At 44.4% G+C, this 14,251-nt stretch carries 6 protein-coding genes and 1 pseudogene; 3 read left to right on the top strand and 4 right to left on the bottom strand.

Annotated elements, in window-relative coordinates; translation table 11 throughout:
• From QUA24_RS02905 to QUA24_RS02895, 3 genes and pseudogenes are all read left to right on the top strand, one after another.
• Positions 1-468 (top strand): annotated as a pseudogene (locus tag QUA24_RS02905) (chromosome partitioning protein ParA); the annotation flags it as partial.
• A gap of 50 nt (positions 469-518) precedes the next feature.
• Positions 519-1,574: a class I SAM-dependent methyltransferase gene (locus tag QUA24_RS02900; protein ID WP_333227052.1), complete on the top strand. Its 1,056-nt coding sequence runs from the start codon at positions 519-521 to the stop codon at positions 1,572-1,574.
• 73 nt (positions 1,575-1,647) lie between these two features.
• Positions 1,648-2,388, top strand: coding sequence for a class I SAM-dependent methyltransferase (locus tag QUA24_RS02895; protein ID WP_333159040.1), 741 nt, complete (start codon positions 1,648-1,650; stop codon positions 2,386-2,388).
• A 26-nt stretch (positions 2,389-2,414) separates the two neighbouring features.
• Here the strand turns inward: QUA24_RS02895 and QUA24_RS02890 are convergent, their stop codons facing one another.
• From QUA24_RS02890 to QUA24_RS02875, 4 genes are all read right to left on the bottom strand, one after another.
• Entirely contained in the window at positions 2,415-3,203 is a 789-nt protein-coding gene (locus QUA24_RS02890) for a hypothetical protein (protein WP_333159038.1), read from the bottom strand.
• 30 nt (positions 3,204-3,233) lie between these two features.
• The gene (locus QUA24_RS02885; protein ID WP_333227049.1) at positions 3,234-8,426 is read right to left on the bottom strand and encodes a tetratricopeptide repeat protein; all 5,193 of its coding nucleotides are present in this window, start codon (positions 8,424-8,426) and stop codon (positions 3,234-3,236) included.
• Between the two features lie 44 nt (positions 8,427-8,470).
• Positions 8,471-13,003 (bottom strand): tetratricopeptide repeat protein, encoded by a 4,533-nt coding sequence (locus QUA24_RS02880; protein ID WP_333227047.1) that lies wholly within the window; start codon positions 13,001-13,003, stop codon positions 8,471-8,473.
• 552 nt (positions 13,004-13,555) lie between these two features.
• Positions 13,556-14,155, bottom strand: a complete 600-nt coding sequence (locus QUA24_RS02875; protein ID WP_333227045.1) for a 50S ribosomal protein L25/general stress protein Ctc — start codon at positions 14,153-14,155, stop codon at positions 13,556-13,558.
• Between the last annotated feature and the right edge of the window lie 96 nt (positions 14,156-14,251).

Here is a 14,251-nt window from a genome sequence, read left to right as displayed (position 1 = left end):
TGGGAGGAATCACAGGCTCAATTAGCCCAAACTCACCAGCAATGGGAGGAATCACAGGCTCAATTAGCCCAAACTCACCAGCAATGGGAGGAATCACAGGCTCAATTAGCCCAAACTCAAAGTGAATTGCAGCAGCAGATTCACCAGCAACTTGATCGCTCCCAGTTTCAGCAAGCTTTATCCTCTCAGACAAATGAAGAGAAGCAAATGCACTACCAACTCCTAGTGCGGGATGCCTGGTATGCTTATTGCAATAGCAATCTGACCCAGATGGCTCGAACTCTACAGCAATCTTTGAAATATACACCTTCTTCAAAAACGGAAACAGTTGTGAACTGGTTAGAAAGCTTTGCCAAGTTTTCTTTAGAGAAAGGCTACGAACTCGATACGGAATCTTTGACTAATTTAGAAGAATGGAAACACTTAATGAGTCGCACTCTGGCGGTTAAAGTAGGACTAACTCGCTAGAATCTGTTCAGCAATTATCCATTATCAAAGGAGAGTTCGAGCAAAATTATATGGATTTTCAAAAATCGCATCTTCGGCTACAGCAAATTCAGGTCGACTTGGAGCGATCGCGCTCTAATACAACCCAGATTCAGTCAGACTTAGATAGTTTAAACTTTAAGGAAAATACGAGCAAAAAACAGAGACAGCCTTCAAATAACAACAGTATCAACGAAAAAATAGGGTCTCATTGGTCTCGTGTCGCCAAAGAAAGCGTAGAATTGCGTGTGAGGTGGTGGCAAAGTCCCCATATTATTAGGCATATAAACGAGAAGATTGCTGGCTCACCATTGGAGGGATTTTCTCAAGGTCTCACACAACGTGCCAAAGAAATGGCTGGCGATTGTTGCCCATTTTCACGCGGTGTATCAGTAGGATGTGGCAACGGACAAAAAGAAATTACCTTAATTCGTCAAGGGCTTGTTTCTTCTTTTGAGCTATACGAACTTTCAGAGATCCGTGTGGAGCAAGGGAGAAAGTTAGCCAGAGAGCTTGGTATTGAAGATAGAGTTAATTTTTATATTGGAGATGCTTTTGAAATAGTTAAGGACAGAGAATCCTTTGACTTCGTTCACTGGAATAATTCTCTACATCATATGCTGGATGTTGAAGCCAGTATAAAATGGAGTTATAACGTATTATCAAAAGGAGGAATGTTTTATATGGATGATTATGTCGGGCCGAGTCGTTTTCAATGGTCTGACAAAATGCTAGAGATGGTATCTAAGGTAAGGGGCGTACTTCCCGAAAACTATTTGGTTAATCCTAGAAACCCAAATAACTTATTGCCAAAACAAATTAAGCGCCCTAAAGTGGAAGAATTGATGCAAATAGACCCTTCTGAAGCGGCGGATTCAGAGAGAATACTATATTTTGTAAATCAATATTTTCCCAAGGCAGAAGTCACCCTTACGGGCGGAGTAGTTTATCACCTAGCTCTTTCTGATGTTCTTCACAATTTTGATGAATCAAGAGATAGACATCTTTTAGATTTGCTTATGATTATAGATGATTTGTGTGCAGAATTGGGAGAATCCACTTATGCAACTGCCCTAGCATTTAAGTGAGAATTTATTATATATATTGAACACCCCCTCTATATAATTTTGTTAGTTCTTTGTAGTTTTTATTGGTGAAAAAATGAACTCATTACCCTTACCACCGAAAGAGCTTCGTTTCATGCAGGAAAGCGATGAACTTTTTATCTCGATTGGCGATGATTTGGTCACGCAGATTCAAACACTCGCTGGACTCCAAAGTGACTTTTCTTTGATTGATATAGGCAGTGGCTATGGAAGACTGGCACACGCATTGCTAAGGCAGGGATTTTCGGGTAAGTACATCGGTCTTGAGATTTTAAGAAGGCACGTCGCTTGGTGCCAAGAAAACCTCAGCAGGACCTCAATTTCTTTTCAGCATTTAGATGTTTATAATTCCCGTTACAATCCATCTGGTACAATTCGTGCTGAAGCAGTGAAATTGGATGAGTTAGTTAAAAAAGGGGATTTAATAGTTTTGACCAGTGTTTTTACGCACATGATGCCCACTGAAATTGAAAATTATATCGATTGCTTTTCACGGATGGTGCTTCCTGGTGGCAGTGTTTGTGCAACATTTTTTTTATTAAATGAGCAGCGACGAGAACTTATAGAAAAAAAACAGAGTGGTCTCTCATTTCCTTTTCAGCTAACTGATTTCTCGCTCTACCACAACGAGCATGACCCTCTACACGCCATTGCTTTTGATGAAAGCTGGGCGATCGAACTCATTCAGAAGAAAGGAATGATGGTGAAAAAAATTCAGCACGGTAACTGGTGTGAGGGAAGTCGAGCTAATACTTCCCAGTACCAAGATTTTGTTGTTTTTGGTCTGAAAATTTGAATGAGCAGACTCATCTATCAGGTTTGTCAGTGACCACCTCTGACATATTTAATATATGATTGTTCAAGAAAATTATTGTAGGCTGCTATATCAGAGTTGGAGGGAGAATCGCCTCGGATAGCTTCTACTATCCAAACAGAGGGATATCCATTAAAAAACGATACTCTACCGTGACGCTCAAGTTTTGTCAATGCTGGTTGTTCACTCTTTCCATATTCACAATATTTAATTTCTCGCCATCCAAGGTTTTCAAGCAGAGAGGTAAGAAACTCCTGAGAATAAAGGAACTGGTGCCCCCAGCCATGAAATGCTCGATTAATTGCGAATGTCGATGAAATTCGCTGCTGTACACTTGGTTCAGACAGGTTGAAATGGGTAGACAGTACCCATTCTAAAGAGGGTGTGGACAGTCTTATAATACCCCCGGGTTTTAGGCTATTCCAAGCATTGTTGAGAAAATCGACAGCACCTTCCAGGCTCAAATGTTCCAAAAAATGTTCTCCATAAACGTACTCGACCCCTGCAAAAGGCCAAGGTTGTGTGACATCCATAACCCCATCTATACCTGGAAAGGGTCGGATATCTACGTTCCACCAGTCAGTCAGAATATTGTGAGGTCCGCAGCCTATTTGGACTTTTTTGATACCGTTAGGATGGCTAGGGCCTAAACGTGGTGAGATATTTTGGTCTGTTATTTCCATAAGTCCCTCAACTCTAGGAGGTTGGTGCTTGCTCATCAGATAATCACTGATGAGCCTGGGAATAATTTTTAAATTAAATTGAAGTTTCCTGGTATAGCCAGCTTTAAAATACAATCATAATTGTCGTCTCTTGTGATTGTAATGTTAATGAGCATTAGAGATTGATGTAGGACGCATTTTTTCTGCATTAAGCTGTTCAATCACCGTGAGCATTTCGCCCACACGCTTCTCAAATGTGTGGTGTTGGCGGATGTTTTGGGATAATTTCCGCCGCTTCTGAACAGTGTCGCTATGGCGAGCGAGACAGGTTTGCACAATTGCGGGAAGTTCTTTCGGTGAACTGTAAGTGATAATCACATCATCAAACACTTCCTCCAACCCAGAGATTTTATCAGAGACGATCACCGCACCGCAAGCGGCAGCATCGAACAAGCGGTTAGAGATAAACCCCTTCTTCTGCATCGTTTCCCAATGGTCATTTAACAAAACGCCACACCGCGTATAGTAGCGTCGGAGCACCTCATTGGGAATGTGCTGACCTTTGAGATAATCAGGCGACAAGAATGGCTCCCAATTCGTACCGTACACATCAACAGCAAGACCACTCTCAATAGCATCGCGGAGGATGTGGCGGTAAACCTTCCGGGAATTGCCGACGAACAAAATCTCACCCACCTTTTCAATCCCCGACTTGTCTGGGTAAAACAAGTCTGGGTCAGTACATTGTAGAAGCGGTGCCACAGGCACCTTCAATGTCTGTTTCAATTCTTCAGCATACAGCAATGAAGCAACAAACACATAGTCGAACTGCTCGTACTCGCTCAAAGAAATTTTATCAGGGTGACTTATATTCCACATGATATTGATGTGGTAAGGCTTGGGCTTATAGCTACTTAGACCCCGCAACACGATCGCCACATCGTCACCAAAGCCTTTAGGCGTTTCCCAATCAGGGAGAATATCAATCCGAACCGAGTGTCCCTTGCGTTCAAAAGCTCGTTTCATCGCCAGCGCAAAATGATAGTCCCCCCATTCATTAGCAACTTCCCAATTCGGCACACCAATTTTAATACTGATGCGGAAGGTAGAACAGATTTTGTCTCTAAGGAGAGCGAAAACCGTATGGGCGCGGTTATTATAAGTATGCTGCTCTAAGGCAATTTTCTGTAGCTTTGCAACTCGTTCTAAGCGCTTGTTTTCGTCTGTCAAAAACTCAGACAGTAATTTTTCAAGGGACTCTTGCGAGTCGTAAGTAGGTAACAGACCGTTAAAAGCTTCTTCATTGCCCAACTTGCCATTGGTAATCACAAGAGTACCAGCCATGAGGGCATCAAAAACACGAGAATTTACCGAACCCCATTCTTTCGTTACTGAATTGGCATCATCTATCACGATTTTGGTAGAAGCATAAACTTTAGGCAAGTCGGTATAAGGAACTGGTCCCCGATAATAATTTTTGAATTTTATAACATTCTCCCAATTGTGACCGTACAAAGCAAAGTTAAAGGGCAAAGCATCCGGGTCTAAAAATTTTATAATTTCTCTTTCCGCTTGCCAGTAGCTGCCAGTGAAGCAATAGTCTGATTTGAACTTAGGATCGAATCGACCGCTAGAAAATCGCTCTGGATTACTGGCAATACGCAACAAATTGACTTGCTTAGATAACTTCGACTTGATGTATTCTGTGCCCCTGACTGAGGAACACCAGAAACAGTCATAGTCCCCAGACCATTTCTGGGAATCCCATCCCTTAAACCAATTACGCGCCCAAGCAACTTTTACAAGAGTTGGCTTGGTATTGTGTAACAGCCGCAAATCATAGTTATGACGCATAACCACCAGCACATCCAACATAGTCATGTCATACCAATCCGGCCCCTCGGATAAATAAAAAACCTCCCAACCGAATTCCCTAACAAGTTGTTCGCCCAACTCAAAAGCTGTAAAATAGTCGCCAGCAGATGCCGCCATGTCTGCTTCAGTTACAGCAAAACCTATTCGCATTGGATGGGAAGTCCAGAACAGAGGATTCTCAAAAAAATCGCGCAAATGACTCCGCCGAACTAAATAGCCAAAGCGACTGTCAAACACAGAGCGGTTGTTTCCCATCCTCTTGTCAAATCCTTTCCCTCCGCTGAAGCGCGTCAAACCGCGATGATGGAAAGCTGTTAGGTGATTGGCACATATGATTTCTTTGCCTAGAAATTGTCGGAAGGAAACGCACAAGTCCACATCTTCCAACCCGTAGAAATACTTTTCTTGAAATTGGCCAGCCGCGAGAAAATCCTCTCGGCGACACATCATAGCAGCACCAGTTACAGCAGGAACCTTCCAAGGTGCCATCTGGACATCCAGAAGTTGCGGAGTATAGCGCACCTCGAATGGGCGAGACAGTTCATTAGGGTTGTAAAAATTGAACTGGACACCCAGATGCTGCGTTGGTGGTAGCGCTAAAGATCCAGATTGGACGACATCAAGCAGTTTGATACCAACAATACCAATTTCCGGATCTTGCATTAAATTAACTAATTCCGGGATAATATCTTGACAGAATGTGATGTCGTTATTTACGAACAATAGTAAGGGAGATTGTGTTTGACTAGCAGCTAAATTATTTGAATTTGCGAACGAATAGTTTTCACCCCTGTCAATAATTTTGATTGGCAGTGTTTCTGACCAACGCTGGCACACATCAATACTATCGTCATCAGAGCCATGATCGACTATCAAAAATTCTATTGACTCATAGGAATTATAAAGCCCAAAAGAATGAAATAATTTATTTAAAAATTCTCCAGCGTTGAGATTAAGAATAATTATTGCTACAGTTGGCTGAACTAGGTCTTGTGATGTTTTTTTATTTTTTGACCTGTAGAGTAATTTGGAGTCAAGAGACCCATGTTTTACAAAAACCTTGCTATCATGTTTTTGTCCTTTAGGACCAATTACTAATGAAACAGGAGATTTTTGTAAATTTTGAGCATTTTCACTAATCCTAACGCTAACATCAACAGCACTTTGACTGTTCAAAGAGGATGGAAGTTCAAAATAGAAACCATAGCATCCATGATTATGAAATATTTTTGCTAAATCCTTACGAAATTTGTTGGCTGCACAATTACCCACTAAGTTATTACCAACAAAAATATCGACAAAAACAACTTTGTCGGGAGCGTTATGATCTCGTACCCAGCCTGATACATAATTTGATGTTGCAAAATCTAGGTGGCCTTCAAAATCTGTCTTACCTTTTTGTGCTTGTAGTTTTCTTAACTTTTGGTGTAACCAAGAGCATTGTGGGTTAAGTTCAACAGCATGACGGTAACAGGCGATCGCCTCCTCAATTTGCTCTTGTTGAGCTAGTATTTCCCCTAGCTTATGCAGACACTCGAAAGAGTTTGGGTTAAGTTCAATAGCGCGATGATAACAACCGATAGCTTCCTCAATTTGCCCTTGTTGGGCTAGTGCTTCCCCTAAGTTGTAGATTGAGTCGAAAAAGTTTGGGTTAAGTTCAATAGCACGATGGTAACAGGCGATCGCCTCCTCAATTTGCTCTTGTTGAGCTAGTATTTCCCCTAGCTTATGCAGACACTCGAAAGAGTTTGGGTTAAGTTCAATAGCGCGATGATAACAACCGATAGCTTCCTCAATTTGCCCTTGTTGGGCTAGTGCTTCCCCTAAGTTGTAGATTGAGTCGAAAAAGTTTGGGTTAAGTTCAATAGCACGATGGTAACAGGCGATCGCCTCATCCCAGCGCTTAACTTTAGCTAGGGCATACCCTAAACCGTGCTGATACGCAACGGAGTTCGCTTCAAGTTTAATAGCATGGCTGTACTCAACTACAGCTTGCTCCCACATTTGCAGTGCGGTTAAGGCCTGCCCTAAGTGGTAATACACCACAGCCACATCGGGGATAAGCTTAATTGCTTTGCGACAGGAGGCGATTGCGTCTTCCCACCGTCCCAGTTTTACTAGAGCTTCCCCTAAATAATGGTGAGCCTCCCATAACTCCGGGTTCAACTCCACAGCATGGCGATACTGCACGCTCGCGCCCTCTAACTGATTTTGCTGTGCCAAAGCCTTGCCGAACTGCAAATACAACTCCGCATCGTCCGGCTGAATTTCCAAAGCCTTTTGACAAACCTCCAAATTATTGGGATTCTGTTCAATACTCCTGCGATAGCAGTTCACTGCGGCATCTAAATCTGCTTCAATATCTTTTTGAAGCGGTTGTACCCTCCCCCGCGAGCACAAAGCATCCCCTAAATGGAAATTAACAACATCCGAATTGGGAGCAACTTCCAAAGCCTTGCGATAAGCTGCGATCGCCTCATCATACTCCCCCAACTGATATAGAGCAAACCCCAAATGATCCTGAGCCTCCAGCGAATTTGGCTCAATTTCAACCGAATTCCGGTATGCCCCTACCGCTTGCTCCCATCTTCCCAGCGTCGTCAACGCATCCCCCAAATGCTGGGAAACTATAGCGGCATCCGGTACGATATCAAGCGCTTTCCGATAAGATGTGATCGCCTCCTCCCACCGCTGCACCCTCGACAAAGTATGCCCCAAATAGTGGTGGACGATCGCCGAGCCCGGTTCCAAATCAGCAGCCTTCGTGTAAGCTGCGATCGCCTCCTCCCATTGACCCTGTGTCGCTAAAGCCGTTCCCAATTTATAGTAAAGCCAATGGAAATCTGGTTTTAATTGAATCCCCTTTCGGTAATAACCCACGGCTTCTGCTAAATCATTCTTACCTTGCAAAGCCTCTGCCAACTTCAAGTACAATTCCCCATCACCCGGATTTAGATCGATCGCATGACGCAAGCACTCAATCCCTTCATCAACCCGCCCCTGTCTTGCCAAAGCCTCCCACAAATTTTGGTAAGGCAAAGCCGATTCTGGGTCAAGTTCGATCGCTTTTCGCAAACAACTTATAGATTCATCCAGTTGACCTTGCAAACACAAACCCTTACCCAAGCTGTTATAAAACTCATAAAAATCTGGATATATTTCCACAGCTTTGCGGTACGCAGCAACGGCTTCATCTAGATTCCCCTGCTGTTCTAAAACCTCTCCTATATTATGCCAAGACCAAGCCGAATTCGGGTTAAGTTCGCAGGCCGTGCGGTAACTTTTCTCCGCCCCATCCCGCTGCCCCAATTTCGCCAAAACTTCACCCAAATTGTGGTGATACCATGAAAAATCTGGGTTTAGTTCAGTACACCGCTGGTAGGCGGCGGCGGCTTCCTCTAATTTATCAGACTGTTTCAGAAGGTTGCCTCTGTGAAAATAATTAGAAGCAGTCTCTTCATGCACTAGTAATGAGTTATTCATATTTACAAAATTATTGTGTACTTTACTTTTTGGTCTGCCTGGTCTTATGCTCTAATGCTGAAATCCTGACGATCCCTAGTTAAATGCGGGCTATAACAAGGATCGTTTTCAATAAATTTTTGCCATCTTTTTCCTAGAGTATCTGCCTCTTTTTGCAACCTTTCTTTCTTTTCCGGCGTATCTTCGTAACCACGACTTTTTGATTCGTGGTGGTAGAGAGAAACATGAGGCACGTAAATATTTTGATAGCCTTGCTCAAGCATTTTCAAGCATAAATCCACATCATTATAGGCAACTGCTAGTTCCTCATCAAATCCCCCCACACTCTCAAATACCTCACGGCGGCACATTAAACACGCGCCTGTCACCGCTGACAGATTGTTCATCCCCACCACATTGCTGAAATATCCAGGGAAGTTAGCGGGAAAACCGAGGTATATGTGGCCGGCAACGCCGCCAACTCCAAGCACAACTCCAACGTGTTGGATTGTGTTGTCAGCATATAGCAGTTTAACTCCCACAGCGCCGATAGAAGACCTTTGAGCTTGCTCCACCATCGCGTCGAGCCAATCGGGAGTAATCACCTCTGTATCATTATTCAAAAATAACAAATAATCTCCCTGCGCTTTGCTAACCCCGTAGTTATTAATCTTAGAAAAATTGAAGGGAACGTCGAACGGGTAACAGGTAAATCTATCGGGCTCCTTCGCTGTCCATTTAGCAATTACTTGAGCCGTCTCTAACTCTGTGCTACCGTTGTCGATAACTATGACTTCATAATTTGGGTACAGACTCTTAGTGAAGATAGATTCTAGGCACTTATCTAAAATGTTGCCGAGATTGCGTGTAGGAATTATGATGCTTACCAGCTTGTAGTCAGCGATTTTGTAGCGGACAATGTAGTGTCCTAAATAGTCCGGCACTCCCTCCACCTTGCCCGGTTCGCCCCTCCTTTCAATAGCTTCTTGCAGAGTTTTCATTGAGGCTTGATAAGCATAAGGCTTTGCCTCCGAACTGCTAGCAGTCGAACCCGAGTGCATTCGCCAGTGATAGAGGACTTTGGGAATGTGATAAATTTTGTTAGTTTTTTCTGTAAACCTCAAAACCAAATCATAATCCTGAGCACCTTCAAAACCCGCTCTAAAACCTTCAATTTCGTTGATAATCGATCGCCTGTAAGTCCCCAAATGGCAAGTGTACATCCGAGACAGGAACGAGTCGGGACACCAATCAGGCTTGAAATACGGCCCCATCAGCTTCTCATCAGCAGTCAGCTTATCTTCATCGGAATAGATCATGTCCGCTTCTGGATGGCTGTTCAACATCAACGCCACTTCATACAGTGCATCTGGTGTCAGCAAGTCGTCATGATCTAGCAGCGAAACAAACTCCCCTTCTGCCACCTCCAATGCTGAATTAGATGCGCGGGAAATGTGACCATTTTTGGTTCTATAAACAACTTTGATTCGAGCATCTTTATCCACATACTCTGTCAAAATTTTCTTGACGTGAGGATCACTTGAAGCATCGTCAGCGATGCACAATTCCCAGTAAGGATAGACTTGATTGCGAACTGACTCGATCGCCTCCCTCAGAAAATTTTCCGGCGTGTTGTACACTGGTACAATCACGCTGATCAGAGGCTTGTAATTCAACAATTTTACTGTTTCAGCCATCTGCCGCAAGTCGGCTTCTCTGGGACAATTCTGAGCCCGCCACCTGCTATAAGCATCTTGGCTTTGTAGTAGCCCTTCCCGCAAAACATCCAAGTCTAGAGGAAATAATTGAGGATTTAGTTCATTAGCTCTCTGGTAGTAACCTAGCGCTTCATAGAGCTTATTCTGTTGGTTTAATACTCGCCCCAAATTGTAGTTAGCCCACGCAAAGTTTGGCTCGATTTCAATGGCTTTGCGATAGGCGGCAGCGGCTTCTTCAAATTTTTCTTGCCGCAAAAGAGTATCCCCTAAGTTGTGGTATGACCACGCAAAGCCTGGATTCTGTTCAATGGCCATCTGGTAAGAAGCTGCCGCTTCATCCAACTTGTACTTTTGCTGATAAAGGTCTCCTAAATTGTGGTGAGTTCCAAAGTAATTCGGGTTAACTTCTATTGCTTTTTTGTATGCGACAATAGCCTGATCTATTCTACCTTCTCCCTGAAGACTCTCGCCTAATTTGTGGTAATCCACAGCATCCCCAGGAATCCGATCGCTCTTTTCCGCCGCCTTACTTACACCCTTTTTTTTTAATACCTCTTCTAACCGCCCAGAAATAGCCTTGTCATCAGGCCGAATCTGCAACGCCATTTGATAAAAGACGATCGCCCCATCCGGCCAATTTTTCCGCACCAAAGCATTAGCCAACTCAACATAAAGGTCAGCATCATTCGGCGCAATCTCCAGGGCCTTGTGATACAACTGCACATCATCAGGATTCTCCTGAATCGCCCGCCGATACAAATGCATCGCTTCCTTCAACTCCCACTGCGATCGCATCCTCAAAGCATCAGCCAACTTTTGCGAAAGCCACGGCAAATCAGCCTGAATTTCCGCAGCGCGGCGGTAAGCGGCGATCGACTCATCCCACCGTTCCAGCTTCTCAAAAGCCGTTGCCATGTTGTAATAAGTCCACGGAAAATCACGATTCAACTCGGCCGCGCGCCGATAAACATCGATCGCTTCCTCCCACCTTTCCATTTCTAGCAGCACGTCGCCTAATTTGCTCTGCGACCAGAAGAAATTCGGATTAACTTCGTTAGCACGCCGGTAGGCAACAACTGCCTCATCCCACCGTTCCAAATTCACCAGCGCTTCTGCTAAATTGTTGTGCGCCCAAAAATGGTCTGGATTGAGTTCGATCGACCTTTGGTAAGCCGAAATTGCCTCATCCCACCTTCCCAGCTTAATCAGCGCGTCTGCTAAATAGTTGTGCGACCAACTGAAATCTGGATTTAACTCTGTTGCTTTGCGGTAAGAATCTACAGCTTCTTCCCACCGTTCCAACTTCAGCAACACATCGGCTAAATTGTTGTGAGACCAGCTAAAATCAGGATTTAATTCGATCGCATTGCGGTAAGCATTTACAGATTCCTCCCACCGTTCCAACTTAACCAGCGACTCAGCTAAATTGTTGTGCGACCAAGAAAGATCGGGATTATTTCTAATAGCATTGCTGTAAGCATCTACCGCCACTTCCCACTGTTCTTGACCCTTAAGAATTTCGCCCAATTCGTGATAAGCTGCGCCAGCATTTGGGTTCAACTCAACCGCGCGTCGGTAACACTCAATTCCCTTATCTACCTTACCTTGCTCGATCAAAGTTTTGGCTAAATTCTCGTGTTCCTCGGCGGTGCCCGATTTCGGCTCGATCGCAAATGCTCGATACCAAGCCTCAGCCGCCGCCTCCGGCTTCCCTAACTGCGTCAACAGTTTCGCATAATTGCGGAAAGCACCTGCAAAATCCGGTTTCAGGGCGATCGCCTTTTCGTAAGCAGAAACCGCTTGCTGCCACTGTTCTTGCTGCGCGCAAATGCTGCCGTAATTAGCGTATGCTTCGGCAAAATTTGGGTTAATTTCTATTGCTTTGACATAGCAACTTTTAGCTTCATCAATTTTGCCGCCAGCTTGCAGGGCGTTGCCCAGCATTTTGTAAAGCGGCGCTTCCGGCTTTATTTGCAGGGCCTTCTTGCAAGCTGCGATCGCCTGTTCCAATTTGCCCTGAGCAAAATAGCCTTCTGCTAGTATTTTGTATGCTTCTGGATCTTCTATATTAATTGTAGGATTAACTGCCTGCTGAACTGGTGGCTTAACTGGCGGCTGGATTGGCGGCTTAACTGCCTGCTGCACTGTGGTTGCTGCGGGCTGCTGCTTAACTGCACCGTTTGTCGCAGTGGCACCCGCCAAAGTTTGCTCTCCCTCGCTGCCGTTTCTCGCATTAGCTGCGTTCAGTTCAATAGCTTTTCGATAATATGCTGTCGCTTCCTCTAACTTGCCTTGTTTTTTTAGCGCTTCGCCCAAATTTTGGTAAGCTGTCGCCACATTAGGATTTAGTTTTATGGCGCGATCGTAACAAGCGATCGCTTCGGGGAATTTTTCCTGGCGAAAAAAAGCGTCGCCCATATTCAAGTGTTCCCCCGGCGCTACTTTTTCCGGTTCCAAACTAAATGCTTGATACCAGCACTGCTGGGCTTCTTCCGGTTTGCTAATTTGTCCGAATACTTTTGCTAAATTCCGGTACACTCCCGCGAAATTCGGCTTAATCGCGATCGCCTTTTGATAAAATCCGATTGCCTCCTGCCATTTTTGCTGCTGCGCGCCTAGGCTGCCCAAATTCGCATATACTTCCGCAAAATTCGGTTCTATTTCAATCGCTTTAGCGTACCAGTGCCGCGCCTCTTCCATCCTGCCTTGAGCTTGCAGCGCGTTGCCCAAAGTCTTGTAAGCTGGTGCAAAATTGGGGTGAATCTTCAAAGCTTGCTCGCAAGATGCGATCGCTTCTTCTATTTTTCCTTGGGATAAGTATGTTTCTCCCTGTTGGTTAAATTGAACCGCTGTTGATTCTGTATTCACTGTTGATGGCATATGGGCGGCGGCTCCAGAGGCAGGAATTAAATAGGGTAGTCAAAACGTTTCACAATTATACTCGCGTTTGACACTAAGAGTAGCGAGCTTGTTCCCCCAATTCTTAATTTTTTTTGACTCTCGGTGCTGGCGAGGAACGGGAATTCTCGGCTGATTTTTTGATTTTACGGCTAAATATGTAAGAATCAGTACGGTTTATGGCGGATTTGCGCGCCAGTCCAGACTTTTGTACCTTCCGGTCGATAGCCCGTGTTGTAAAGAAAAGTAAACCCTGCAGGTTCTCTTGCTTGTGGGATGGTTTCTTGTGGCCTGGGCAAGGGAGATTGCACCCTTTTCTATAGGCTTTTTACCTGCGGGCTAGAAGCAACGGCCCACAAGAAAGTAATTCACTGTTTGTGGAACAGACCAGAAAGCCGGTTTTTGAGAAGGGTGCAAAATGTGCGATCCAACCCAAATTAGAATATCCTTTTTAGCAAAAAACGATCGCCCTTTTGCGAGAAAGCGATCGCCCTTTTTTTCAACAATTAGTTAACAACTATTAGCAATTACTAATCAAGCTGCTGCGTCTGTTTCTGTGTCTTCGGCTTCAGAACCTGCTTGAATTCCCAGCACGGTAACAACCACCTGATCTGGCTCGCCGAGAGCTACCACTCCCGCAGGCAAAACTAATTCGTGAATGTGCAGCGCATCTCCAACCTTTAAATTAGAAATATCTACTTCAATTGCTTCAGGAATGCTGTCAGGTTTGCACTTAACTGCCAGTTGCGTCAGCACGGTATCCAAGATGCCGCCTTCTAACTTGACGCCCACAGCTTCGCCGACAAAATTCAGCGACACTTCAACTTCCAGACTGTCTTGAGTTGCCACGGAGAAAAAGCTCAGGTGGTAAGGATAGCCCTTCCAAGGATGAACTTGAACTTCCCGGAGCAAGGTTTTTCCGCTCCAAGAGAGGTCGGGAATGCTGAGGTCAATTAGGGTATTGTTGACTACGTGCTTTTTGAGCAGGTGTTCAACTGTTTTGGCTGGGATGGTAAGGGAAATGGATTCAGATCCTTTGTGGCCGTAGAGGACGGCGGGAATCAATCCAGAGCGGCGGAGGGCGTTAGGTTTGCTGCCTTCTGCCCGCTTTTGACATTCTACTGCGAGTTCCATTTTATCACTTTCTGCTGATTGTTTTCACATTTTATCAAATTTATGCTACAGCGATCGAACTTAATTAAATTCGCTAAATATTTGATAATAATTGAT

Origin of the sequence: Microcoleus sp. Pol12B5 (assembly GCF_036701335.1) — a bacterium.
Taxonomy (GTDB): Bacteria; Cyanobacteriota; Cyanobacteriia; order Cyanobacteriales; family Microcoleaceae; genus Microcoleus.
The sequence above is the reverse complement of the archived record's forward strand: the minus strand, read 5'-3'. Positions and strand labels throughout refer to the sequence as shown.

What these genes read in the sequence shown, in the direction of transcription:
- QUA24_RS02875 (WP_333227045.1), bottom strand. Translation starts at nt 14,155, where the DNA reads ATGGAACTCGCAGTAGAATGTCAAAAGCGGGCAGAAGGCAGCAAACCT.
- QUA24_RS02895 (WP_333159040.1), top strand. Translation starts at nt 1,648, where the DNA reads ATGAACTCATTACCCTTACCACCGAAAGAGCTTCGTTTCATGCAGGAA.
- QUA24_RS02900 (WP_333227052.1), top strand. Translation starts at nt 519, where the DNA reads ATGGATTTTCAAAAATCGCATCTTCGGCTACAGCAAATTCAGGTCGAC.
- QUA24_RS02885 (WP_333227049.1), bottom strand. Translation starts at nt 8,426, where the DNA reads ATGAATAACTCATTACTAGTGCATGAAGAGACTGCTTCTAATTATTTT.
- QUA24_RS02880 (WP_333227047.1), bottom strand. Translation starts at nt 13,003, where the DNA reads ATGCCATCAACAGTGAATACAGAATCAACAGCGGTTCAATTTAACCAA.